Origin of the sequence: Pararhizobium qamdonense (assembly GCF_029277445.1) — a bacterium.
Lineage (GTDB): Bacteria > Pseudomonadota > Alphaproteobacteria > Rhizobiales > Rhizobiaceae > Pararhizobium > Pararhizobium qamdonense.
On the sequence record NZ_CP119566.1, the window covers coordinates 1,786,544 to 1,810,190 of the forward strand.

Here is a 23,647-nt window from a genome sequence, read left to right on the forward strand (position 1 = left end):
CCTTATTCATGTTTTGCGAAGGCGGAGATACGTCTTACCAGCGCGGAAGGCAAGCGGATGCCGTCCCGGCGGGCCTGCACCCAGTTCTCGTATTTGGATGCGCCGGGAATATGGATCCCGTAGCCGCTGGAAAGCCGCATCAACTGTGCGTCCAGCCTGTCTTCAAAGTTTGCGTCCAGCAGAGAGGGGGAAATGGCGATCACCGTCAGGCCGCTGCCGGGCGAGGCGTTGCCACTGGCAAAATCGGGTGCATCGAGTGACCAGTTGGCACCGCTCAGCCCGGCAGACAGCATCTCCACCATCAGCGCGATATTGGCGCCGCGCGATCCGCCGAAGGCGAGCATCGCGCCCCTGATCGCCGCTGCCGCATCGGTTGTCGGCTGTCCCGCCATATCGACAGCCCACCCTTGCGGAATAGGCTCGCCACGCTCGGCGGCTCCGCGAATATTGACGAATGCGGTGGCGCTTGAAGATTGGTCGATCACCAGCGGCGCGCCATTGCTGCGGGGAGCGCCAAAGGCAAGTGGATTGGTGCAATAGACCGGTTTGGAGCCGCCGGATCCTGTCAGAAGTGCCGGACCGTTGGTGGCGGCAATGCCGACGAGGCCGTGCTCTGCCAGCCGCAAGACATAGTCTCCCAGTTCGCCGGATGTGTAGCTGTTGAACTGGGCGAAAAGCGCGATGCCGTAGGTTTTGGCCTTGCTGACCAGATCGTCCAGGGCGCGATCGAAACCGGTCTGCGCGATGCCGCCATCGGCATCGATGCGGATCAGGGCTGGCGCGGGATCGGTTCTTTTCGGTTCTGCGCCGCCATGAATGCGGCCTGCGCAAAGCGCTTCGAGATAGTCGGCCAGATGGGAAAAGCCGACGGCAGCGGAGCCGCGTGCCTCGGCATCGACGGTGGCGCGGGCCAGCGAAGCTGCCATGGCAGCACTGCCTCCGGCACCCTTAACGGCGGCGACCGCCAGCGCGTGCGCGTCCGAAAGGCTTGTCGTAACGATGTCCCCGGTCATTCCGTCTCCAAGTGGCGGTGATACTCCAACCTTGCCATCATCATTTTTGCATCGCCGTTGGTCAATTGCCGCAAACGGCCGGAAAGGCCGTTTACTCGCACCTGCAGCAACGATACATCTTGCAGCATATCCTTGTGATCGCGGAGCTTTTTTGATGGCATCTCCCTTGAAGTCCAATCCCGATTGGTGGCGTGGCGCGGTGATCTACCAGGTCTATCCACGCTCTTTCCAGGATACGACGGGGGATGGGCTGGGCGACCTCAAGGGGGTGACGCAGCGGCTGGCGCATATTGCCAGCCTTGGTGTCGATGCGATCTGGCTGTCGCCATTCTTCACCTCGCCAATGGCCGACATGGGCTATGACGTCTCGGATTATTGCGATGTCGATCCGATGTTCGGAACGCTTGCCGATTTCGATAGTCTGCTGAAGACCGCGCATCAGCTCGGCATCCGGGTCATCATCGACCAGGTGATCTCGCATACCTCCGACCAGCACCCTTGGTTCAAGGAAAGCCGCTCTGATCGCACCAACGCGAAAGCCGACTGGTATGTCTGGGCCGACCCGAAGCCGGATGGAACCGCGCCGAACAACTGGATGTCGATCTTCGGCGGTCCGGGCTGGGAATGGGACGGCGTGCGCAAGCAATATTACATGCACAATTTCCTGGGCTCGCAGCCGGACCTTAACTTCCACAATCCGGATGTGCAGGAAGCGCTGCTTGAAACCGTGCGTTTCTGGTTGAAGCGCGGCGTCGATGGCTTTCGGCTCGACACCGTGAACTTCTATTTTCACGACAAGGAACTGCGCGATAATCCGCCGCTGGTTTACGATCCCGACGCGATCGGCTTGGACGCTCCCGACGTCAACCCTTACGGCATGCAGAACCATCTCTACGACAAGACGCAGCCTGAAAATGTCGGCTTCCTGCAGCGGTTTCGCGCCTTGCTCGACGAATTCGGCGATCGGGCTTCGGTCGGCGAAGTCGGCGATGGGGCGCGCTCGCTGAAGACCGTGGCGGCCTATACCGGCGGCGGCGACAAGCTGCACATGTGCTACACGTTCGACCTCTTGGGCCCCGATTTTACCGCCAGCCATATCCGCCGCTGTGTCCAGGCGTTTCAGGACGCCGTCACCGATGGCTGGGTCTGCTGGGCATTTTCCAACCATGACGTGACGCGTCATATCAGCCGGTTCACGCACACGGTTGAGGAGCGCGAACGGGTGGCCAAGCTGGCGATCTCGGTACTGTCAGCGCTGCGCGGTTCGATCTGCCTTTATCAGGGTGAGGAACTGGCTTTGCCGGAGGCGGACTTGCAGGTAGAAGATCTGCGCGATCCCTACGGCATCCGCTTCTGGCCGGCCTTCAAGGGCCGCGACGGATGCCGCACGCCAATGGTCTGGGAAAAGAAGACCGATCATGCCGGTTTTTCCAGCGCCAAGCCATGGCTGCCGGTGCCGGCGGAACACTTTCCCCTGGCTGCAGACCAGCAGCAGGACGCTGGCTCGGTGCTTGATCACTATCGTCAGACCCTGGCCTTCAGAAAGGCGCATACACCGCTTTTGGACGGCACGATGACCTTCCTCGACACAAACCAGGACATCCTGGCGTTCACGCGTGAAAAGGCCGGTGAAAAGCTGCTGTTCATTTTCAACCTGCACCGCGGTCCGCAGACCGTCGATCTGCCGAAAGGTTTGGTAATTACGGAGGCGGTGCCGATGCCGAGCTTTTCCCCTCAGACGGTTGATGGACAGATCGTGCTGGAGGCGATGGACGTGTTTTGCGGGCGTGTTGGATGAAGTCCGCGACCGGCTGGGGGGTCGAAAACTATCATAAAATGATATAGATTGGCCTATGACTGTTTTCAGGAGCGGCAAGATGGCATCCAGTTATACCTTGGGCACCCATTACGAAGGGTTCATTCGCGATCTTCTCGAAAGCGGCCGTTATGCCAGCGCCAGCGAAATCGTGCGCGACGGCCTGCGTGCCCTGGAGGAGCGGGAGCAAGTTCGCGCTGCTAAGATGCAGGTGTTGAAAGCGGCGATCGATGAGGGTTTCGCCAGCGGCGAATCGGAGCCCCTCGATATGGATTCGATAAAGGCGGAGGCACGGTTGGCCTTTGCGAAATCCGCCCGTGGCGCTTGAGATCCGCAGTCAACCCAAGGCGAAAGCCGACCTGACTGATATCTGGCTCTATATCGCGCGTGACAACGAACCTGCTGCAGACAGGGTGCTGGATCGCATTCAGTCTGTTCTCGCCACTCTTGCAGCGCAACCGGATGCGGGGCGCCTGAGGCTTGAACTTCACGAGGGTCTGCGCAGCTTTCCGATTGGCAATTACATTGTGTTCTATACCTCTGATGAAACGGCTTTGACCGTGGTCCGCGTGCTCAGCCGGTTTCGTGATATCTCAGAGGACATGATGCGTTAGGCGATCGAGCACCCTTTCACCCGATCAGCGCAAATTGATCGACATCGACCAGCCCCATATCCGAAATCTTCAGATGCGGGATGACCGGGAGTGGCAGGAAGGCGAGCTGCAAGAATGGCTCCTGCAGCGTTGCTCCGAGCGCGAAGGCTGCCTGGCGCAGGTGATGCAGGGTGTCGCGCACGTTTTCATAGGGTTCAAGGCTCATCAGGCCGGCGACCGGCAGCGAGATTTCGCCGGTGACCTTGCCATCCTCCACGACGACGAAGCCGCCTTTGATCTGGCCGAGCCGGTTGGCGGCCAGTGCCATGTCGTCCTCGTTGACGCCGACGACGCAGATATTGTGGCTGTCATGGCCGACGGTGGAGGCAATAGCGCCCGTCTTCAATCCGAAGCCCTGAACAAAGCCGTTGGCATGGTTGCCGTTGACGCCGTGGCGCTCGATGACGGCGACCTTGATGATGTCGCGGCCAAGGTCGACACCGGCCTGATTGCCGGATGCGGGGAGCTTGTAGCGGCGGTGTTCCGTGATGATCTTGCCGGGCAGAACGCCGATGACGGAGGTTTCGCCCTCGGCATAGGGCACGCCGAAATCGGCCGCGTTGACATGGCCTGCCTTGACGCTGTCGAGCCCGACGGGGGCAACCGCGCGGCGGGTGGCAAACAGCGCGTCATCGACGCGGCGTCCGCCCGAAAACACCATCTCGGCTTTGCAGTTTTCGAGACTGTCGATGACGACCAAGTCGGCGCGCCAGCCGGGTGCGACCAGGCCACGGTCGCGAAGACCAAAGGCGCGGGCGGCCGAGATCGAGGCAGCGCGGTAGACGGCGAGCGGCTCGACCCCGTTGGCGATCGCTTCGCGGATCATGTAATCGAGATGGCCTTGCTCGGCGATATCAAGGGGGTTGCGGTCGTCGGTGCAGAGCGCCAGGAACGGTGACAGGCGCTCGGTAAGGATCGGCATCAGCGCATGCAGATCCTTGGAAACCGAGCCTTCGCGCACCAGGATATGCATGCCCTTGCGGATTTTTTCGAGCGCTTCTTCCGCTGTCGTGCATTCGTGGTCGGTGCGGATACCGGCAGACAGATAGCCGTTGAGATCAAGGCCGCGCAACAGCGGCGCATGGCCGTCGATATGGCCGTCCTGAAAGGCGTCGAGCTTGGCAAGGCAGACCGGATCCTTGTGAATGACGCCGGGGAAATTCATGAATTCCGCCAGGCCGATGACCTTCTCGTGGTCGCGGAAGGGCAAGAGCTTTTCGATCGGCAGGCTGGCGCCCGAGGTTTCCAGATGGGTGGCCGGGACGCAGCTTGAGAGCTGCACGCGGATGTCCATGATCGTCTCGCGGGCGCAATCGAGGAAGAACTGGATGCCGTCTGTGCCCAGCACATTGGCGATCTCGTGCGGATCGCAGATGACCGTGGTGACGCCATAGGGCAGGACACAGCGGTCGAATTCATGCGGCGTCACCAGCGAGGATTCGATATGCAGGTGCGTATCGATGAAGCCGGGAACGACAATCCTGCCGGTAATGTCGATTTCTTCAGTGCCCGTGTAATCTCCATAGGTGCCGACGATGCGGTCGCCGCAGATGGCGATATCGGAGGCGACGAGGTCGCCGGTCACCAGATCGAAGAAGCGGCCGCCCTTGAGAACGATATCGGCGGGAATGCGGCCGGTGCCCTGGTCGATCAGCTGTTCAAGTTTTTCGCTCACGGGGTTCTGCCTCTTTGATATCACCTGAAAATACGGTTGTCCGGAGCATAGAGGCTGATGACCGTCATTGCATACCCGCGACTTGGAAAATCAGTGGATGGGGGTGGGGGATGGCTGGCGAGCCTTTGGAGATCCGCCACAAATGAAATCGGGCGCCGAAGCGCCCGATCCGTCAATCCAATGTTCTGCTTACTCGGCGGAAACGATCTTGCCGTCTTCCCACTTGTAGAGCGAGAAGCTCTGCGAGGTGAGATCGCCGGTTTCGCCATAGGTGACGTCGCCGATGGCGGTCTTGACCGGCTCGCCGGTCTTTAGCGCGGCGGCAACAGCTGCGGCGTCTTCGGCACTTCCGGCCTTTTCGATGCCGGCCTTGATCACTTCAACGGCTGCATAGGCGTTGATGGTGAAGGCTTCCGGCGGGATGTTGGCTGCCTGAAGGGCAGCAACGGCGGCCTTCGAGGCGTCGTTCTTCAGGGCATCGGCTGCATTGGTGAAGACGGTGCCTGCACCTGCGTCCGCGCCGATGGCCCAGAATTCGGTGTTAGACAGGCCGTCGCCGCCGATGATCTGGATCGGAGTGCCGATATCATGCAACTGGCGCACCAGAAGGCCCGCTTCGGGGTGGTAGCCGCCGAAATAGAGCACATCGACCTTTTCAGCCTTCAGGCGGGTGGTGAGCGCGCTCAGGTCCTTGTCGCCGGGTGTGAGGGAATCGTTGAAGACTTCGGTGACGCCACCGGCGTTCAGCGTTGCCTTGAACGCGTCTGCCAGACCTTTGCCGTAGGCGCCCTTGTCGTTGAGGATGCCGATGCGCTTGTCCTTGAACTGCTTCAGGACATAGGCGGCTGCCACTTCGGCCTGCTGGTCGTCGCGGCCGCAGGTGCGCAGCACGGTGGCAAGGCCACGCTTGGTGAGGTCCGGTGTCGTTGCGGTCGGGGTGACCATCAGGACGCCGTTTTCAGCCAGAACGTCGGATGCCGGCATGGCAACGCCTGACGTGACCGGGCCGACGACAAAGCGGATGCCTTCGCCGACGATCTGGTTTGCTGCCGAGACACCTTGCTTGGGTTCGCCGGCGTCGTCGGCCAGCTTCAGCACGACCTGTTCGCCGAGAATGCCGCCGTTCTTGTTGATCTGATCGACGGCAACCTGCGCGCCGTTCTTCACCTGGTCGCCATAGGCGGCGACGGGGCCGGTCAGCGGCGCGATCAGGCCGATCACGATCTCCGCATGCGCCAGCGGCGCAAAGGCCAGCGAGGCTGCGAACGTGGCGCCCGTCAATGTCTTGAAGTTCATCTTGCTTCTCCTTGGTTGGGTTGGTTCCCCGCAGTGCCAGCGCTTCGGTTGCTGGGCCGGGAGGGTGAAACCTGCCAGTCGAAAAGCAACTCCAGTTCCGTTGAGTGTCCGCCTTCTGTGAACGGATCGATCCCATGCTTCTCGTCTATGAAGCTCCCCACGATTCCGCAAGGCGATTTTTTAGGCAAAGTGCAAAATAATTATTCAGATATTGCGCCAAACGGGGCCGTGGCATGTGCCTCGGCCCCGCTTGCGGCGTGTTCACGAATGAATCCTGCCCGATTATGCGTTGGCGATCAGCACCTTGCGGATGCCGTCGATCAGCTCGTCGATCTCGGCCTTCGAGATGATCAGTGGTGGCGACAGCGCGATGATATCGCCGGTGGTGCGGATCAGGTATCCGCTTTCATAGGCCTTGAGGAAGGCCGAGAAGGCGCGTTTCGTCGGTTCGCCGGCAATCGGCGCCAGCTCGATCGCGCCGATCAGGCCGATATTGCGGATATCGATCACATGCGGGCAATCGTGCAGTGAATGCAGCGCATCACCCCAATAGGAGGCAAGCTCTGCACCGCGCGTGAGCAGGCCTTCGTCGCGATAGGTGTCGAGTGTGCCGAGCGCTGCAGCGCAGGCGATCGGGTTGCCGGAATAGGTGTAGCCATGGAAGAACTCGATCATGTGTTCCGGGCCGGTCATGAACGCGTCGTGGATTTCTCCGGTGACGAACACGGCACCCATCGGGATGACACCGTTGGTCAAGCCCTTGGCGGTGACGATCATGTCTGGCTTGACGTCGAAATACTGCGCCGCAAACGGCGTGCCGAGGCGGCCGTAACCGGTGATGACTTCGTCGAAGATCAACAGGATGCCGTGCTTGGTGCAGATGTCGCGCAGCTTCTGCAGATAACCCTTCGGCGGGATGAGCACGCCGGTGGAGCCTGCAACCGGCTCGACGATCACGGCGGCGATGGTGGAGGCATCATGCAGCGTGACGATGCGTTCGAGTTCGGATGCGAGATCGGCGCCGTGTTCCGGCTCGCCCTTGGTGAAGGCGTTCTTTTCCGGCAGATGGGTGTGCGGCATGTGATCGACGCCAGACAGGAGCGTGCCGAACATCTTGCGGTTGGACACGATGCCGCCGACCGAGATGCCGCCGAAATTGACGCCATGATAACCGCGCTCGCGGCCGATCAGGCGGGTGCGCGACCCCTGGCCCTTCACCTTGTGATAGGCGAGCGCCACCTTCAGCGCCGTCTCGACCGATTCCGAACCGGAATTGGTGTAGAGCACGTGCTCCATGCCGTCGGGCGCGATGTCGATCAGGCGGTTTGCCAGCTCGAAGGCCTTGGGATGGCCCAGCTGGAAGGCGGGGGCATAATCGAGCTCGCCGGCCTGTTCGCGAATCGCCTCGGTGATCAGCGGACGGCAGTGGCCGGCATTGACGCACCAGAGACCCGCCGTGCCATCCAGAACCTGGCGGCCGTCATGGGTCGTGTAATGCATGTCCTTCGCCTTGACGAACATGCGCGGTTCTTTCTTGTACTGCCGGTTGGCCGTGAAGGGCATCCAGAAAGCGCTCAGATCGTTCGGCGCGGCATTGAGGCGGTTTGACATTATATTCTCCGTGGCACGTGCTGTCTGGCGGCCAAATCCAGTGGTTTCGATAGGAGTTTTAACCTGATGGTCAAACTATCAGGGCGCTTTTTGCGGTCAAGCCTTGCAGCCTATATCGGCAAGACCCAGATTCGTGCATCGCTACAAGCTTGCATCCATTCTTTTCCGAAGGTTAACCTGTTTACATCAGAGTGGCGCCGCGTACCCGTAACACGCGCTCAGGCCCGCAACACGCGCTCAGGATAGAGACCTTGCTAAAATCTGCAGCCAGCCTGGTGCTTGCGCTTTTCGTCAGTCTTCCAGCGCAGGCAGGCGCGGCCGACATGATTGCCGATGGCACTTTCGAGAAGGGGCAGGACGGCTTCTGGGCGGCGGGCGGCGTCGCGCTGACGCGCCAACGCGGCAAGCTCTGCCTCAGTGTCGAAGCGGGCGGGAGCCCCTGGGAGCGTCTGCTCGGTCTCAACGATCTGCAGTTTGAGCCGGGCAAGTCCTACCGCCTGACAATGACGCTTGAGGCCGGGGAGGTGCACAGGTTCCCCGTGACCATCCAGCGCAATGCCGAACCCTGGACGCCGCAGGCATCTTTCGAGGCAGCGACCAAGGCCGGGAAGATCGAGTTTTCGTCCGTATTTACGGCGACGGAGACCGATCCGGCCCAGATCATCTTCCAGTTGGGCGGGGCAAAGAAGCCCTGGCGCGTTTGCCTGGACGACGTGGCATTGCAGGAAGCGAAAGCCGGCGACACAAAGACCAGCGGCACCAAGGCAAGTGATACCAAGGCCAGCGACGCTCAGGCGGTGGCGGCAGAGGCGGCAGCTCGAAAGAGGATGACGGCGCTCCCGGCGCTGGTCAATCAGGCCGGCTATTTTCTCGATGGCCCGAAACGGGCGACGATCCTGTCGGATGCTACCGGTCCGCTGCCCTTCAAGCTGGAAGACGCTGATGGTATTGCCATCGGCGAGGGGATGACGGCACCCGCCGGGTTCGACCCGACCGTCGAGGCGAACACGCAGATCGCCGATTTTTCCGCCTTTGCGACGGCCGGGGAGGGATACCGGCTGGTGGTCGGGGACAAGACGAGCCTGCCGTTTTCGGTCGGCCACGACATCTATGGCAAATTGCGCGTCGATGCACTGTCCTGGTTTTATCCGCAGCGCAGCGGTATTGAAATCAAGGGCGATATTGCAGGCCAGGCCTATGCAAGGCCTGCCGGACATGTGCAGGAAAACCCCAACCAGGGCGATACGAATGTCACCTGCCTCACCGGCAAGGTCGCTGCCAAACTCTATGGCAAGGACTGGACCTGCGGCTATACGCTCGATGTGTCCGGGGGATGGTACGATGCTGGGGACCAGGGCAAATATGTGGTCAATGGCGGCATTGCCGTGTCGCAGCTGCTCAGCACGTTCGAACGCGGCCTGGTCTATGGCGACGGCGCTTCGCCTGTTTTGAGCGACAGCCTGTCGCGTATTCCGGAAAACGGCAATGGCGTGCCCGATATTCTCGACGAGGCGCGCTGGGAACTGGAATTCCTGATGAAGATGATGGTGCCGGATGGCCAGCCGCTGGCCGGCATGGTGCATCACAAGGTGCATGACATCAAATGGACCGGGGTGCCGATGCTGCCGCATCTCGATCCGCAATTGCGTGCGCTGCACCGGCCATCGACGGCCGCAACGCTCAATCTTGCGGCCGCGGCCGCGCAAGGCGCCCGGCTGTTTGCGCCCTATGACCGGGAATTTGCACAGCGCCTGCTGGTCGCGAGCCAGAAGGCGTGGCTGGCGGCTGCCGCCAATCCCATGCTGTTCGCGCCGGATTCGGACGGTCTGCAGGGCGGCGGCGATTATGGCGATGACGATATCTCCGATGAAACCTATTGGGCAGCCGCCGAGCTTTACATCACGACGGGAGAAGCCCGTTTTCTTGCGGCGCTGAAAGCCTCGCCGCATTGGGCAGGGCCGGTGTTTTCTCCGGCCGGTGCGTTTGATTGGCGCAGCGTTGCGGGTCTCGGCCGTCTCGATCTGGCGCTCTATGGCGACAATCTTGCGCCGGATGACAAGGCGATGATCATGGCCTCGGTCGTATCCGCCGGCCGGAATTTTCTCAGCCTGCAGGCCAAGGAGCCGTTCGGTCATATCTACAGGCCGGCCAGCAACCGTTATGACTGGGGCTCGAACCAGCTGATCCTGCAAAACATGATCGTGGTTTCCGCAGGCTATGACCTGACCGGCGAGTTGCCGTTTCTGAACGGCGTGCGGGAAAGCATCGATTACATCTTCGGGCGCAACGCGATGAACATGTCCTATGTGACGGGATATGGCAGCGTCTTTGCCAAGAACCAGCATAGCCGCTGGTATGCCCATCAGACCGACAGCACGTTGCCCAATCCGCCGGTGGGCACGCTGGCCGGCGGGCCGAATTCGACGCTGGTGGATGATGTCGCGCGAGCGCGTCTGCAGGGCTGCGCGCCGCAGACCTGCTATATCGACGACATCATGGCCTGGGGCACCAACGAAATGACGATCAACTGGAACGCGCCGCTGGTCTACATCGCGTCGTTCCTGGCGGATGCGCGATGACAAGCGGTACCGGCATCGCGTTCATCGGCACGGGCTTCGTCTCCGACTATTACGTGACGACATTGGCCAACCATCCGCAATTGCACTTAAGAGGCGTCTGGGACATCGACCCCTCGCGTTTGCAGCAGTTCTGCGACTATTGGAAGGTCAAGGCCTACGCATCTGAAATGGACCTGCTGGCCGATCCGGCGATTGGCATCGTCGTCAACCTGACGCCGCCGGAAAGCCACCAGGCCGTCAACCGCGCTGCTTTGCTGGCGGACAAGCATGTCTATTGCGAAAAGCCGCTGGCCATGACGGTGGATGAGGCGCGCGAACTGGTGTCGCTTGCCGCAGAGCGTGGCCTGACCCTTGCGGGTGCGCCGGCCAATGCGCTCAGCGATGCCTGCGGCCACTGCGCCGATATCCTGCGCTCCGGCGTCATCGGTACGCCGCGCCTGGCCTATGCCGAGATGGAGGACGGACCGGTCTTCCGTGATAAATGGCAGGACTGGCGCAGCCGTTCGGGTGCGAAATGGCCGGCTGTGCACGAATTCGAAATCGGTTGCACGCTGGAGCATGCCGGCTATGCGGCAAGCTGGCTGGTGTCCCTGTTCGGACCTGTCTCGAATGTGGCGGCCTTTTCCGCGCTGACCTTTCCCACCAAGGGGCCGGGGACCGAGAACCTTGCGCTGGGCCCGGATTTTTCCGTCGGTTGCCTGACGTTCAAGTCCGGCCTTGTGGCGCGCCTGACCAGCGGGCTGGCGGCGCCGCGCGACCGGTCGCTGACGATCGCCGGCGACAAGGGCACGCTCGTCGTGCGCGATCTCTGGGACAACCGCTCGCCGATCCATGTGGAACTCAGCGGCACGAGGCGGCCCTTGGTGCATCGGCTGATCGAGCGCGTCGAGTGGCAGTTCCAGCAGAAGTTTCCGTTTCGCCTTACCGCAGGCAAGCCGGTGGCCTATCCGCAGGCAGCACCGAAAAACAGCCTGCCGAAATATCCGTCACAGATCGACTTCGTACGCGGGATTGCAGCGCAGGCCGATGCGATCAAGGCCGGCACCCGGCCGGTGTTTTCCGGTGAGACGGCTCTGCATCTGACCGACATCGTGCTCGCGCTCAACGCCGGCAAGCGGGATCACACGCCAACGCCGCTATGACGGCGGCAGCGCCCGGACGGTCTCGATAATCCCCAGCGCTTCGATGCTGGCGCTGAGCGGCATGCGCGGTTGCTGATGCTGGCCGTCCCGTATCGCCGTGCTTGCCGCCGCGATCTCGAACTGCAGGCCATCGCCGGGAAAGCCATGCGCATAAACAGCAAGGCCGGGCAGGGGCAGCCGCCGCGCAATCTTTCCGGCAAGGCGCGACAGGGGGCCGGAGCCAGATGCGGCCACAAGCTGGTGAACAACGCGGTTGCGCGTCAGGATGATACGGCTTGCCCGCAAAAATGGTGCGTCGATGATCAGGCTGCCGGTCTCCCCCTCGATGATGAAGCGGTTGTTCCCATTCCGATCGAAACCGACGGACAGTTCGGCCTGGAAACCGTCATAGCCGAGCGTAACATCCGCCGCCATATCAACGCCGGTGGGGGCCGCCGACCAGCGGCCTGCTATTGTACGGGGTGAGCCGAACAGCGAGAGCGTCAGCGCGATCGGATAGACGCCGAGATCCAGCAGCGAACCGCCGCCGAGCGCCGGTGCAAAAAACCGGCTGTTGCCGTCGAAGGTCTTGGCATAGGCCAGTTCGCCGCGAACGCGGGTAATGGCGCCGATCGTATTGCCGGTGAGAAGCTGCCTGAGATGATCGATCGCGGGCAGGAAAACGGTCCAGAGACCTTCCATCGCAAAGGTCTGCTTTTGCGCAGCCAGGCTTTCGAGCGCCTGCGCCTGCGCCGCCGTCATGACCAGCGGTTTTTCAATAAGCAGCGGCTTTCCGGCGCTCAGCAGCGTTTTCGCCTGGCCATAATGGGCGGTATTCGGGGTGGCGAGATAGACGGCGTCTATCTGCGGATCGGCAGCCAGGGTCTCAATATCGGCAATGATGCGAAGGCCGCCGAAACGGTCTGAGAAGGCAGTGGCTGCCTCGAGCGTGCGGGAACAGACGGCAACCAGAACGGCATTGTCCGTCAGCCGGATGTCTTTTGCAAAGGTCGCGGCGATGGCACCGGTTCCGAGCACGGCCCATTGGACGGGTTTTGCAAGAGGCTGATCTGGGGCTGTCATCGTCATGGCGGCGATAATGCAACGCCAAGTCTCAAAGCCGCGTAAACGTCATACGAAGAGGGCTTCAAGAGATGCGGGCCGGAAACGGGGGTCAGACCGGGGCCGGCCAGCGGCCCCGATCCGTATCGGCCCGATCCATGTCAGGCGGTACGGCGCTGTGCGACTTTTTCGACCGCGCTTGTTTCTTCGCCGTAGATTTCTTTCAGAGTTTTCAGAACTTTCAGTACTGCATCCGAAGAACTTGAATAATAAATCGTCTGGGCATCTCTGCGGGTGGTCACGAGATTTTGGGCACGCAGCTTCGAGAGATGTTGCGACAGGGCAGATTGGCTGAGGCCGACCTGGTTTGCCAAGGCGCCGACAGCCATTTCTTCGTTCACGAGTGAACTAAGAATCAGCAGACGCTTTGGGTTGGCCATGGCCGAAAGAAACTCCGCAGCTATTTCAGCCTTGCCGTGTTTCTGGGGAGAGATCGTTTGCATTCCATACTCCATGCGAAGTTCACATCACGCTTGGTTATGAATGTGAATAAGTGATAATTAGCCGTGATGAATAAAAGGACAACTGGCTACAGCAAGAAATCGGGGTAAAAATGCCCTTATTTAACGGTAAAGTTTTACCAGTGCAGACCGTAATTCCCCTTTTGATTGCAGTGGCGCGTCATATTCCAGCCGTTTGAGTTGATCGCCGAGCGTCAAATCAACCCCGCTGGCATCGAGCCCGGAGATTCGCCAGCCAGTTCCCTTGCCCTTGCAATAGAGTTTTGCGTACGTGCTCGCCGCATCGGCATGGTCGGAATTCATGTGGTCGATCGCGCCCGTCTCCATCTCCGCGATGTCACCTATCGCTACCGAGCGGATCATCAGGTCCTCGCCGTTAAGAATGTAGGCCCGGCCAAAGCCGCCGTTCATGTTCGCCTTCAGCGGCGTCAGCCGGAAGAAGGCGAAGTCGGGAAAATCGGCATAGAGCTTGGCTTTCGGGTGACGCCGGATGAAGCGTTCGCGGATCCGCGCATGCGCGTCGCTGCCGCGCTCCACCTTTTGTGCCTCGCATTGCACGGTGAGCCGCGCATGAGCGAGCGGGTCGCCCTTGCCGATCTCGCCTGTGAGCAGGGAGCAGCGCTGGTCCTTCGACAGGGCCTGCGTGTGGACGGATAGGGCAGAGACCAGGATCACCGGCGTGCCATCGGTATCGATGCCGATCAGCACGCGGCTGACAAAGGGGAACCCGCCGCTGTTCGGTTTGATCACCGCTATGGCTGCGCTGCGTGCCGACCGGAGGATGATGCGGGCCAGCTTGCGCGCTTCATCGTCGGTTTCGCGCAGAACAGAGGGTTTATCGGCCATCGGGTTGCCTCTCGTCAAAATGCCAAACGCCCGGCGCAAATTGTCCGGGCGTCCTTTATAATGTCATCTTGACCATCATCGTCAACTTTTGTTGCGATGCCGCGTCAGGCCTTCCACGACGTTCTGTGCGTTGATCGTGCCGACGATCGCGCCATTATCGACGACGCCGATGCTGCCCGGCTGGCGCGACATGGCATCGAGAATGTCGATCAGCGGCGTCGTCGGCTTGGCGGTTGCCGAAACGCCGGCCGGGGCTTCGCCGCGATTGACGCCCTGGCTCATCACGTCCATCGCCGTCAGCATGGTGATCGGGTTCATGTGCTGGACGAAATCGGCCACATACTGGTTGGCTGGGGTCTTGACGATATCCTGCGGCGTGCCGCACTGGATGATCCGGCCGCCTTCCATGATGGCGATGCGGTTGCCGATGCGGAAGGCTTCGTCGAGGTCGTGGCTGACGAACAGGATGGTCTTTTTGAGCCGCCGCTGGAATTCAAGCAGTTCGTCCTGCAACCGGGTGCGGATCAGGGGATCGAGCGCCGAGAACGGCTCGTCCATCAGAAGGATCGGCGCGCCGGTGGCAAAGGCGCGGGCAAGACCCACACGCTGCTGCATGCCGCCGGACAGTTCCTTGACCTGGCGTCCCGCCCATTTCGTCAGGTTGACCAGTTCCAGCTGCTCGGCGACGCGGTCCTTGCGCTCCTTGTCCGGGACGCCGGCCAGTTCCAGTCCGAAGCCGACATTGTCCTCGACCGTGCGCCAGGGCAAGAGCGCGAATTGCTGGAACACCATGGAGACGTCGTGCATGCGGAAATCGCGCAGCGATTTGGCCGATGTCTTGTAGGGGTTGATGACGCCGTGGCGGGTCTTGACCTGCACTTCGCCGCGCACCACCGGCGCCAAGCCGTTGACGGCGCGCAAGAGGGTCGATTTGCCCGAGCCCGACAGTCCCATCAGAACGAGGATTTCGCCCTCTGTTATGGTCAGCGATGCATCGGCGACGCCGAGCACCAGACCCGTCGCAGCCCCGATTTCGTCGCGGGTCTTGCCCTGGTCGACCATGGCGATGGCGGTTTCCGGCTTGTTGCCGAAGATGATATCGACATTCTTGAAAATCACCGCATCGGTCATGCGCCTTCTCCTTCATCGGACGAGCGGAACAGGCGGTCGAGAATGATCGCGAGGATGACGATACAGAGGCCGGATTCAAAACCCATGGCGATGTTGACCGTATTCAGCGCCCGCACGACGGGTACGCCGAGACCGGCAGCCCCCACCAGCGCCGAAATGACCACCATCGACAGCGACAGCATGATGGTCTGGGTTAACCCGGCCATGATCTGCGGCGTGGCGAAGGGCAGTTCGATCTTGCGCAGCACCTGCGCCGGCGTCGCGCCAAAGGAAACGGCAGCTTCCACCAGCGAGGGCGGGGTGGAGATGATGCCAAGGCGGGTGAGGCGGATCGGGGCGGGAATGGCGAAAATCACGGTGGCGATCAGGCCGGGCACCATGCCAAGACCGAAGAGCACGAGGGCCGGGATAAGATAAACGAAGGTCGGGATGGTCTGCATCAGGTCCAGGATCGGCCGCATCACGGCATAGACCCAGGCACGGCGGGCAGCGGCGATCCCAAGTGGAATGCCGACGGCCATCGAGACGAAGCTTGCCGCCAGAACCAGCGCCAGCGTCTCCGTCGTTGCCTTCCAGTAGCCGAGATTGATGATCAGGAGCAGGCCGAACAGCGTGAACAGGGTGACGCCGACCGAGCGGCGGAACCAATAGGATAGTGCCGTGACGATGGCGACCACGATCAGCGGATGCGGCGTTTGCAGGACCCAGAGGATCGCATTGACGACACCGGCCAGGATTGCCGACACCTGGTCGAAAAAGCCGGTGAAATTGGTGGTCAGCCAGGTGAAGAAACTCTTCGCCCAGCCGCCAATGGGTATGCGTCGATCAGGGTTGGTTAGCCATTCCACGGGAAAATCGCCTGGTTCTTGGAGCCAATCATAGGAGCGGAAGCGCGTGCCATCTGCTGACGGGCGTTGCGCTTAAAAAAGGCGGGGACTGAGCCCCGCCTTGATAGGCCGGTCAAAGACCGAGCGCGGTCTTGACGGCTGGCAACCCTTCGGCGCCGTCCTTGGTGGTGACGCCTGCAAGCCAGGGATCGATTGCCGCCGGATTGGCCTTCAGCCACTCGTTGGCAGCCACTTCCGGATCCTTGCCGTCGTTGAGGATCTTGCCCATGATCTCGTTTTCCATCGGGAGCGAGAATTTCAGGTTGGTGATCAGCTTGCCGACATTCGGGCACTCGGCGGTATAACCGGCGCGGACATTGGTGAAGATTGTGGCGCCGCCCAGATTGGGTCCGAAGATGTCGTCGCCGCCGGTCAGGTAGGTCAGCTTGAAGTTGGCGTTCATCGGATGCGGTTCCCAGCCGAGGAAGATGACCGGCTGGCCGTCCTTTTCAGCGCGGGCGACCTGCGCCAGCATGCCCTGTTCGGAAGATTCGACCACTTCGAAGCCCTTGAGGCCGAACGTGTCCTTATCCGTCATGTCGATGATCAGGCGATTGCCGTCATTGCCGGGCTCGATGCCGTAGATCTTGCCTTCGAGCTCATCCTTGTGCGCGGCGATGTCCTTGAAGTCCTTGATGCCGAGTTCGGCACCCTTGGCATTGGTCGCCAGCGTGTACTTGGCGCCTTCCAGGTTCGGGCCGAACGATTCGACCGACTTGTCGTTGAGGAACGGGCGGACGTCGGCTTCCTGCGTCGGCATCCAATTGCCGAGGAACACGTCGATATCCTTGTTCTTCAACGACTGGTAGGTGACGGGAACGGACAGAACCTTGATATCCGTCTGATAGCCAAGACCTTTGAGGATCGAGGAAACGGTCGCCGTCGTTGCGGTGATATCGGTCCAGCCGACATCCGCGAAGCGGACGGTGCCACAGCTTTCAGGCTCGGCGGCATGGGCGGATGTCAGGGCTGCCAGCGATACCGCTGCAGTCAGCATGAATTTGAGTGTCAGTCTGGTCATCGTGATATTCCCCTGCCTTTTGATTTTAGCCAATCACCAAATGTCCGCCAATTCAAGCGCCCTGGTGTTGCCTTGAGTGTATTGGGACATTTGCCGGACACGCCCGCCTAAAGCGACGTGAGATGTCGCATTGCTCATGTTCTGGCATCTGCCGTCGATTTTCTGTGACTTTCGCGCTTGCGCTCTGGCCTTCCTCGCTTGGTCTGTTCATGAACAATCAACAGCATACAGAAGAGGACGCCATGGCAAAACTGTATTTCAGCTACGCCACGATGAACGCAGGCAAATCGACCATGCTTTTGCAGGCGTCGTACAATTATCGCGAACGCGGTATGCGTACGGTCATCCTGATTGCGGCCTTTGACGACCGGGCGGGCATGGGGCGCGTGTCCTCGCGCATCGGATTGAGCGAAGACGGCATCGCCTTTACGCATGCCGACGACCTCTATGCGCTGGTCGAGCGCCTGCACGGCGAAGAGACGATCGCCTGCGTCTTTGTCGATGAAGCACAGTTTCTGGGCGAAGATCAGGTCTGGCAGCTGGCCCGCGTCGCCGATCGCATCGGCATTCCGGTGATGGCCTACGGTCTGCGCACGGATTTCCAGGGCAAGCTCTTTCCAGGCTCGATGGCGCTGCTCGCCATTGCCGACGAGATGCGGGAAGTGCGCACCATCTGCCATTGCGGCCGAAAGGCGACCATGGTGGCGCGGATGGACGCGGACGGAAATGTCGTGCGGGAAGGGGCGCAGGTCGAAGTCGGCGGCAACGAGAAATACGTGGTCTATTGCCGCCGTCACTGGGAAGACCAGATGAACGAAGCGTGAGGGCGGGCTATCGCCGGATATCTGCGCCGTGCCATGATGGCGTGCCTGCCGCCACCTTCCGGGAAACCCGCCATGCCCTTCTCCTTGTCTCACCGTCCTGCCTCTTTCGGCCTTTTTCTCTGTCTTTCCATCAGTCTGGGTGCGGATCTTTCGCATGCAGCCGGTAATGCCGAGGCGGGCGCGCAGGTCTTCAAGAAATGCGGCGCCTGCCATACCGCGACCGAGCCGATGAACCGTGTCGGCCCGAGCCTGATGGGTATTGTTGGGCGTCCGGTCGCGACCTTCACTGGATACAATTATTCCAGCGCAATGGCGGTGTTCGGTGAGGATGGCAAGGTCTGGGACGAGGAGCGTTTGTCGGAATATCTGATGAGCCCCAAGGCCATGGTTCCCGGCACCAAAATGTCTTTTCCAGGCCTTAGAAAGCCGCAGGAGATCGAGAATGTCCTTGCCTATCTGAAGACGAAAGCCGCGCCGTAAGAGCGCAATCGCGGCCGTTACAGTTCTGCCGAGGCGATCCAGGGTTTAAAATCCGCAGATTGCGCACTTGTTCTTCAAATTGCTGCTCCCATTATATAAGCTGATGTCAGGACTGAATAATTTGGCTGCGCGGCGCGTCTGCACCGGAGCAACAGGGGGAAAAACGATGGCGACACTTCAGAATTTTGAGAGCGAAATCGAAAAAACCCGCGGCATCGTCGAACAGATGCGCGGCAAGATGAACCAGTCTGCCGTCGTGCTCGACCAGTTCGCAAAATCCGACACCAAGCTGGGCGATGCGAATTTCGACATCGAGAATGCCCGCATCCAGGACGTCATCAACCAGCAGAAGGTCATGGAAGGCAATATTGCCGACCTGATCATCGGCCTGGAAGACGCCACGAACGTATTCGGCTCCGAATTCGAGAGCATGAAGAACTATACCGGCTACGAGAAATTCATCGGCATCTTCTCCAAGCAGAGCGCGCAGCGCATGCGCACAGACCGCGTCCGCAACATGTCGCTTGCCGGCAACCTGCAGGAGCTTCTTTCCAAATCCGACACGATCGTCGGCATCCTGAAAGAGCAGAAGGGCGTTCTCGACCAGCGCTACAAGACCTCGGAGGCGAGCCTGCTCCAGGTCATCGAGCGGCGCAAGGCGACGATTGCCAACCTGCAGCAGACGCAGAAGCGCATCGAGGAACTCAATCCGATGCTGATGGACATCGAAAACCGGATCGCCGCCTCGACCGACCAGATTTCCCGCACCCAGCTTGAGGGCGAGCGGTCGGTGCTGGCGACGGAATATAACGAGAAGCAGGCCAAGGAACAGGAACTGCTGGCGGAGAGCCAGACCTACGAGCGCTACACCTCGATGTTCCAGACGTTCGTCGATTCGCTGAACAACCAGATCGCGGCGCAGAACACGCTGATCAACAAGCTGACCATCGATACCGAACAGCGCATCGTGCTCTACAAGGCGCTGGAGGATTCCTTGAAGACCGCAGCGCAGCAGGATGTGGCCCACAAGATCAACACGCTGGGCAGCCAGGTCGATACCGCAGCGGAGGAAACCATGGCCGGCATCGGCTCGGCCTCGCAGCGCCATATCGGCGATCTTCTGGAGATGCACGAGAAAAACATGCTCTCCACCCAGGACATCCAGCGCCGCAAGAAGCTTGCGGACGATGCGTTTGCCCGGCGCTTCCAGGCGGTGATGGATAAGCATAATTCGGCGAATTATGTGAAGCAGTGATTGCACTCGCAATGCCATTACGCGCGAAAATATCCGATTTGCCAGGCTACGATAGCCGTTGGCGGGTCCGCACCTCCCCCTTGAGGGGGGAGGTCGCGCGGAACGCGCGGGTGGGGGTGATCGTCAGGGACGCAGCAAGGTCACCCCACCCCGGAGCTCCGCTCCGACCCTCCCCCTCAAGGGGAGGGTGGAGATCATGAACGCCGCATCCGAAGGCGCGGTCGGCCAGTATTTCGCCTCCATCCGGGCAGCGCTCGGTGGTCTCGAGATTTTCCTCGGTGATCGCAATTCGCCGCTGTACCGCGATACCGTGGTGGGCGAAGTCGTTGTTCCCTATCTCTCGCGGCTGAAGGCGTCGTTTTCATGCTGGGAAAACCGGATCGGCTTTATCGAGCAGTTCCGCATCTCTCGGGCCGAGAGCGGCTTTCCGGTGTTCCAGAATGTGCTGGAGCTGGAAAACGACCGGCAATCGGCGGAAAAGCGGCTGGCCGGAATTCCGCTGGCCGATGCGCTGCGCCAGGAAATGGCCGATTTCATCCTGCGGCAGAAGGCGTTTCCGGCCGAACTGCAATCGCGCATGGCCGAGCGGCTCTATCTTGAGCAGATCGGCAAGGGCGATATTTTCTCGCCTTTCATCATGCCCGAGACCATCCGTGTCGGCGTCAATCAGAAGACCATGCGGCCCTATTATGTCGTCTGCTGGGGTGCCTTCGACGGCGCCAGCACGCTGCCGATGGTGTATATGTCCGTTATTGAGGATTCCTCCGAAAAGATCGTCAAGCTTCTGGTGACGCCGGATGGCAAGCTCAACCCTGAAACGGATATTCCGCTGCCCGTCGGTGGTCTGCTCAATCCGGATCTCGCCAGCCGTTTTGATGATTTTGCGCTGAAGAACAGCGCCTATTCGCTGACGCCGGTGACGATCGCGACCAATCTCGACAAGGATTTCGAGGACCTGCATCCCAAGCAGATGCGGCGGATCGTGCTGGGTCCCTTCTATTCCGCCGGGATTACCGAGAACAATGCCAAGATCAACGAGATCCTGTCGAAGGTGCGCAAGACCGAGAATGCCTGGCTGCTGACCTGGACCGTACAGGAGGTCTTCTCCAAGGCGGAGCGGCCAGCCCAGCGCGGCTTCTTCTCCTCGACGCCGGCCTCGGAAGAATTCCATATTGATACCGATAATCTGGAGGCGACGCGTATGGGCGTGAGTTCCTATGAGAAACACGCGCTGGTGCCGCATGACGCCTATCAGGCGCTCTATGCCGCCGGCGATGCGGCAGCCATCTTCGGCGACTACAAGGTGCATGTCATCTCCGGAAACCAGGTCATCAGCGAGGTCTAGGATATGTCACTGAACGCAGGCTTGACGACGCTGCACGAGGACGACATTGCCAAGCATCAGGCGGTCGCGCAGGGGCTTGTCACCCGGCTGATCCTGCTGGAGGCCGACGATCCGTCTGCGGGAACGGCACTTGCCGGAACCGGCCGCCGTTTCGTTTCCACCGTTTCGACCGGCGGTCAGCGCCGCACCCGCGAGGTGGAGCTGGTAAAAACGATCCAGTCCGTACGCTTAGCCGATCCGCTGATGTCGCCCGCCCAGCATGCCCTGCTTTACCGTTCGCGGCGCGGCTTGCAGGTGGCGCTGGCGGTGGCCGATGTCTTTGCCCGCCAGACCAATCTGGAAAGCTTGCAATCGCGCAATGCGGCAGCGCCGCTCTCGGGCGAGGATGCGAGCCAGTTCAAGGCGCTTCTGTCGGCATCCGCCTATATCGCCGCCTTCACCTTCGCCGCCTATCTCGGCGCGACGCTTGCCGGCGATGGCGAACCTGTTGAGGATGGCAGCGAGCCGGATTTCCTGTTCGATACGCCGCAGGATGCGCTCAAAGGCATGATCTCGGCGCTCGACAAGACGATTGCCGGGGCGCCCGACGATAGCGCCCTGACCAGCCGCGCCCGCGCCTTTGCAAGGCTTGCGATCGAAGGTTTGATCGGCCGCAAGGCGCGGTTCACCGGGCTTTCCAGCTTCGAGAACGTCCATATCCGTACCGATCAGGACGATTTCACGCTGAATGGTTTCGATGTTGCGCCCGGCGCCAAGCGTGCGCCGCTGGTGATGACGTTCAAGAAGCCGGAAGAGATCATCGGCAACCATATTGCCAAATATCAGGCGCTGAAGCTCGCCAAGATGCTGATGGCCTATGATTTCGACCGGCAGATGAACCCGTTCGTCGAGCTTGGCGGCTTTCTGTTCACCTTCATCGGCGACGGCATGCCGGGCACCGGCAAGACGATCCTCATCCAGATGCTGGCGGGTCTGCTCAACGATTACTGCGAGATCGCCGGTTACGCCTTTCACTACGAGAATTTCGGCGTCGATCAGATTTCCTCCTATCAGGGCAAATCCGGCCAGAACTGCAAGGCCTTCGTCAACAATGTCATCAACCCGCGCGCCGTCGGTTTCGGCACGATCGACGATGTCGATCAGGTCGCGGCCAAGCGCTCCGACGACCGTGCGTCGGCTGGTCAGCACGAGGTGACGGCGGTGCTGATGGAAAGCTTTGCCGGGGCTTCGACGGTGATCCGCGGCAATTGCACCTTCGGCATGTTCTCCAACTATCCGGAAAATGTCGATGATGCGCTGCGCCAGCGCGCCGGCGCCCGCTGGCTGGTCGATGGGCCGCAGTCAGAAGCAGACTATATCGACATCTTCGCCATGCTGGTCGGCAAGAACCACAAAATCCCGCTTGGCGAACATCAACTGTTTGCCGGGCAGGAGATCAAGCAGGCCGTATCGCAATCCTATGCCGAACACGCCCGCCCGAAAGAAGAGGGGCTGCTTTCCGTTTGGGAGCGGCATGAAAAGGAAGAGGGAAAGATCGGGACGCTGGCCGATGTCGGCGCCTACCTGCATCGGATCAAGGAGGCCGAGCCGCGCTTTACCGGCCGGGCGATCAAGAATATCACCGACGCGGTCAAGATGCGGGCCATGGACGTCGATCTGCCGGATGACTGGTTTGCGACGCCGCAAGCCTTCATGCACAAGACCTATGACGAGAAGAAAGCCATGATCGAGACCCTGCGCGGCCCGATCACGCTGGAGATGGTCCTGCAGGAAATCAACCGCTACGCCGACAGCGAGTTCCGCTACACCGACAAATCCGACGATGCAGCCGTCACCGAGATCATCCGCCGCGAACGCCAGCGCGAGAAGGCGGTGCGAGAGATCGAGGCGATGAAGGCGGACGGGCGGTGGCAGGGTTAGGGCGAATGCTGCCATTCCCTAGCTGTTATGGAAATGACGCTGAAGCCGTGTTATAGGGTACACACGTATCCCAGATGGAAAATTGTCATGGCCAAGCAAACAGCAATCCGTCTTTCCGACGAGACCTATGAAAGATTGCAGGCTCTCGCCGCGCGCACCGGACGGACGGCGACATTCTATATTCGCCAGGCGATCGAAGAGCATCTGGAAGATCTTGAAGACATCTATCTTGCCGAGAGTGTCTTGGAGAAAATCCAGAGAGGCGAAATGGGCACGCGGCCGCTCAAAGAGGCGATGGAAGAACTTGGCCTGGACGATTGATCTTTCCGACGCTGCCGATAAAACATTGCGGAAAATCAGCAAATCCGACGCAAAACGGATTGCGGGCTTTCTCTACCAGCGGGTGACGGCACTCGACAATCCCCGGCAACTTGGCCAGGCTTTGCAAGGTTCGAAACTGGGCGATCTGTGGCGCTATAGAGTTGGAGATTTTCGAGTTCTTTGCAAAATCCAGGACAGCCGTCTGGTTGTTCTGGTTATCGAAATCGGGCATCGCCGCGATATCTACAGATAACGAAACTCCTCTAAGGC

The 23,647-nt window shown here is 60.5% G+C and carries 23 protein-coding genes; 12 read left to right on the plus strand and 11 right to left on the minus strand.

The genetic code is table 11. The features are described from left to right. Positions 1-2: 2 nt before the first annotated feature. On the minus strand, positions 3-1,013 hold the full coding sequence (locus PYR65_RS08640) for an Ldh family oxidoreductase (protein WP_276120672.1): 1,011 nt from the start codon (positions 1,011-1,013) through the stop codon (positions 3-5). Further along, entirely contained in the window at positions 1,010-1,174 is a 165-nt protein-coding gene (locus PYR65_RS08645) for a hypothetical protein (RefSeq protein ID WP_276120673.1), read from the minus strand. The genes PYR65_RS08640 and PYR65_RS08645 overlap by 4 nt, the downstream gene beginning before the upstream one ends. Between PYR65_RS08645 and bglA the strand changes: the two genes are divergently transcribed. From bglA to PYR65_RS08660, 3 genes are all read left to right on the plus strand, one after another. Beyond that, on the plus strand, positions 1,168-2,811 hold the full coding sequence (gene bglA, locus PYR65_RS08650; protein WP_276120674.1) for a beta-galactosidase BglA: 1,644 nt from the start codon (positions 1,168-1,170) through the stop codon (positions 2,809-2,811). The genes PYR65_RS08645 and bglA overlap by 7 nt on opposite strands. 79 nt (positions 2,812-2,890) lie before the next feature. Continuing rightward, positions 2,891-3,157, plus strand: a complete 267-nt coding sequence (locus PYR65_RS08655) for a type II toxin-antitoxin system ParD family antitoxin (RefSeq protein WP_276120675.1) — start codon at positions 2,891-2,893, stop codon at positions 3,155-3,157. Beyond that, positions 3,147-3,443, plus strand: coding sequence for a type II toxin-antitoxin system RelE/ParE family toxin (locus PYR65_RS08660; protein ID WP_276120676.1), 297 nt, complete (start codon positions 3,147-3,149; stop codon positions 3,441-3,443). The genes PYR65_RS08655 and PYR65_RS08660 overlap by 11 nt, the downstream gene beginning before the upstream one ends. A 16-nt stretch (positions 3,444-3,459) precedes the next feature. Here the strand turns inward: PYR65_RS08660 and ade are convergent, their stop codons facing one another. The 3 genes from ade to PYR65_RS08675 form a co-directional block, all read right to left on the minus strand. Beyond that, positions 3,460-5,157, minus strand: coding sequence for an adenine deaminase (gene ade / locus PYR65_RS08665; RefSeq protein WP_276120677.1), 1,698 nt, complete (start codon positions 5,155-5,157; stop codon positions 3,460-3,462). Positions 5,158-5,346: 189 nt separating this feature from the next. Continuing rightward, positions 5,347-6,453, minus strand: a complete 1,107-nt coding sequence (locus PYR65_RS08670; RefSeq protein ID WP_060637033.1) for a branched-chain amino acid ABC transporter substrate-binding protein — start codon at positions 6,451-6,453, stop codon at positions 5,347-5,349. Between the two features lie 282 nt (positions 6,454-6,735). Beyond that, a complete protein-coding gene (locus PYR65_RS08675) occupies positions 6,736-8,064 on the minus strand; it encodes an aspartate aminotransferase family protein (RefSeq protein ID WP_276120678.1) in 1,329 nt (442 codons plus the stop codon). Between the two features lie 251 nt (positions 8,065-8,315). Here PYR65_RS08675 and PYR65_RS08680 point away from each other — a divergent pair, with 251 nt between their 5' ends. Further along, positions 8,316-10,643 (plus strand): glycoside hydrolase family 9 protein, encoded by a 2,328-nt coding sequence (locus tag PYR65_RS08680; protein WP_276120679.1) that lies wholly within the window; start codon positions 8,316-8,318, stop codon positions 10,641-10,643. Then, on the plus strand, positions 10,640-11,785 hold the full coding sequence (locus tag PYR65_RS08685; RefSeq protein WP_276120680.1) for a Gfo/Idh/MocA family protein: 1,146 nt from the start codon (positions 10,640-10,642) through the stop codon (positions 11,783-11,785). The genes PYR65_RS08680 and PYR65_RS08685 overlap by 4 nt, the downstream gene beginning before the upstream one ends. On the opposite strand, the gene PYR65_RS08690 is transcribed toward PYR65_RS08685, so the two are convergent. From PYR65_RS08690 to PYR65_RS08715, 6 genes are all read right to left on the minus strand, one after another. Then, on the minus strand, positions 11,780-12,853 hold the full coding sequence (locus tag PYR65_RS08690) for a Gfo/Idh/MocA family protein (protein ID WP_276120681.1): 1,074 nt from the start codon (positions 12,851-12,853) through the stop codon (positions 11,780-11,782). The genes PYR65_RS08685 and PYR65_RS08690 overlap by 6 nt on opposite strands. Positions 12,854-12,987: 134 nt before the next feature. Beyond that, the gene (locus tag PYR65_RS08695) at positions 12,988-13,329 is read right to left on the minus strand and encodes an ArsR/SmtB family transcription factor (protein WP_060637037.1); all 342 of its coding nucleotides are present in this window, start codon (positions 13,327-13,329) and stop codon (positions 12,988-12,990) included. 120 nt (positions 13,330-13,449) lie between these two features. Beyond that, positions 13,450-14,193: a HugZ family pyridoxamine 5'-phosphate oxidase gene (locus PYR65_RS08700; RefSeq protein ID WP_276120682.1), complete on the minus strand. Its 744-nt coding sequence runs from the start codon at positions 14,191-14,193 to the stop codon at positions 13,450-13,452. Between the two features lie 81 nt (positions 14,194-14,274). Then, complete coding sequence (gene choV / locus PYR65_RS08705) at positions 14,275-15,324, minus strand: choline ABC transporter ATP-binding protein (RefSeq protein WP_276120683.1); 1,050 nt, start codon at positions 15,322-15,324, stop codon at positions 14,275-14,277. Further along, a complete protein-coding gene (gene choW, locus PYR65_RS08710; protein ID WP_060637040.1) occupies positions 15,321-16,172 on the minus strand; it encodes a choline ABC transporter permease subunit in 852 nt (283 codons plus the stop codon). The genes choV and choW overlap by 4 nt, the downstream gene beginning before the upstream one ends. A gap of 112 nt (positions 16,173-16,284) precedes the next feature. Continuing rightward, positions 16,285-17,232, minus strand: coding sequence for a choline ABC transporter substrate-binding protein (locus PYR65_RS08715; protein ID WP_060637041.1), 948 nt, complete (start codon positions 17,230-17,232; stop codon positions 16,285-16,287). A 242-nt stretch (positions 17,233-17,474) separates the two neighbouring features. On the opposite strand from PYR65_RS08715, the gene PYR65_RS08720 reads away from it, so the two are divergent. The 7 genes from PYR65_RS08720 to PYR65_RS08750 all read left to right on the plus strand — a co-directional run bounded on the left by PYR65_RS08720 (position 17,475) and on the right by PYR65_RS08750 (position 23,630). Beyond that, positions 17,475-18,056, plus strand: coding sequence for a thymidine kinase (locus PYR65_RS08720; protein WP_276120684.1), 582 nt, complete (start codon positions 17,475-17,477; stop codon positions 18,054-18,056). Positions 18,057-18,128: 72 nt separating this feature from the next. Beyond that, entirely contained in the window at positions 18,129-18,536 is a 408-nt protein-coding gene (locus tag PYR65_RS08725) for a c-type cytochrome (protein ID WP_276120685.1), read from the plus strand. Between the two features lie 166 nt (positions 18,537-18,702). Beyond that, positions 18,703-19,791 (plus strand): hypothetical protein, encoded by a 1,089-nt coding sequence (locus tag PYR65_RS08730; RefSeq protein ID WP_060637043.1) that lies wholly within the window; start codon positions 18,703-18,705, stop codon positions 19,789-19,791. Positions 19,792-19,987: 196 nt separating this feature from the next. Further along, positions 19,988-21,136 carry a hypothetical protein gene (locus PYR65_RS08735; protein WP_276120686.1) on the plus strand — a complete coding sequence of 383 codons (1,149 nt, stop codon included), beginning with the start codon at positions 19,988-19,990 and terminating at the stop codon, positions 21,134-21,136. Between the two features lie 3 nt (positions 21,137-21,139). Further along, a complete protein-coding gene (locus tag PYR65_RS08740; protein WP_276120687.1) occupies positions 21,140-23,056 on the plus strand; it encodes an AAA family ATPase in 1,917 nt (638 codons plus the stop codon). A gap of 87 nt (positions 23,057-23,143) precedes the next feature. Beyond that, positions 23,144-23,377: a type II toxin-antitoxin system RelB family antitoxin gene (gene relB / locus PYR65_RS08745; RefSeq protein ID WP_276120688.1), complete on the plus strand. Its 234-nt coding sequence runs from the start codon at positions 23,144-23,146 to the stop codon at positions 23,375-23,377. Beyond that, a complete protein-coding gene (locus PYR65_RS08750; RefSeq protein WP_407951286.1) occupies positions 23,361-23,630 on the plus strand; it encodes a type II toxin-antitoxin system RelE family toxin in 270 nt (89 codons plus the stop codon). The genes relB and PYR65_RS08750 overlap by 17 nt, the downstream gene beginning before the upstream one ends. Positions 23,631-23,647: the final 17 nt, after the last annotated feature.

Bases quoted from the DNA above. Each gene is read 5' to 3' on its own strand.
- PYR65_RS08715 (WP_060637041.1), bottom strand. From the start codon at position 17,232: ATGACCAGACTGACACTCAAATTCATGCTGACTGCAGCGGTATCGCTG.
- PYR65_RS08675 (WP_276120678.1), bottom strand. From the start codon at position 8,064: ATGTCAAACCGCCTCAATGCCGCGCCGAACGATCTGAGCGCTTTCTGG.
- PYR65_RS08725 (WP_276120685.1), top strand. From the start codon at position 18,129: ATGCCCTTCTCCTTGTCTCACCGTCCTGCCTCTTTCGGCCTTTTTCTC.
- PYR65_RS08720 (WP_276120684.1), top strand. From the start codon at position 17,475: ATGGCAAAACTGTATTTCAGCTACGCCACGATGAACGCAGGCAAATCG.
- PYR65_RS08655 (WP_276120675.1), top strand. From the start codon at position 2,891: ATGGCATCCAGTTATACCTTGGGCACCCATTACGAAGGGTTCATTCGC.
- bglA (WP_276120674.1), top strand. From the start codon at position 1,168: ATGGCATCTCCCTTGAAGTCCAATCCCGATTGGTGGCGTGGCGCGGTG.
- PYR65_RS08735 (WP_276120686.1), top strand. From the start codon at position 19,988: ATGAACGCCGCATCCGAAGGCGCGGTCGGCCAGTATTTCGCCTCCATC.
- PYR65_RS08740 (WP_276120687.1), top strand. From the start codon at position 21,140: ATGTCACTGAACGCAGGCTTGACGACGCTGCACGAGGACGACATTGCC.
- PYR65_RS08640 (WP_276120672.1), bottom strand. From the start codon at position 1,013: ATGACCGGGGACATCGTTACGACAAGCCTTTCGGACGCGCACGCGCTG.
- PYR65_RS08730 (WP_060637043.1), top strand. From the start codon at position 18,703: ATGGCGACACTTCAGAATTTTGAGAGCGAAATCGAAAAAACCCGCGGC.
- PYR65_RS08670 (WP_060637033.1), bottom strand. From the start codon at position 6,453: ATGAACTTCAAGACATTGACGGGCGCCACGTTCGCAGCCTCGCTGGCC.
- PYR65_RS08685 (WP_276120680.1), top strand. From the start codon at position 10,640: ATGACAAGCGGTACCGGCATCGCGTTCATCGGCACGGGCTTCGTCTCC.
- PYR65_RS08645 (WP_276120673.1), bottom strand. From the start codon at position 1,174: ATGCCATCAAAAAAGCTCCGCGATCACAAGGATATGCTGCAAGATGTA.
- PYR65_RS08690 (WP_276120681.1), bottom strand. From the start codon at position 12,853: ATGACGATGACAGCCCCAGATCAGCCTCTTGCAAAACCCGTCCAATGG.
- choV (WP_276120683.1), bottom strand. From the start codon at position 15,324: ATGACCGATGCGGTGATTTTCAAGAATGTCGATATCATCTTCGGCAAC.
- PYR65_RS08700 (WP_276120682.1), bottom strand. From the start codon at position 14,193: ATGGCCGATAAACCCTCTGTTCTGCGCGAAACCGACGATGAAGCGCGC.
- PYR65_RS08695 (WP_060637037.1), bottom strand. From the start codon at position 13,329: ATGCAAACGATCTCTCCCCAGAAACACGGCAAGGCTGAAATAGCTGCG.
- relB (WP_276120688.1), top strand. From the start codon at position 23,144: ATGGCCAAGCAAACAGCAATCCGTCTTTCCGACGAGACCTATGAAAGA.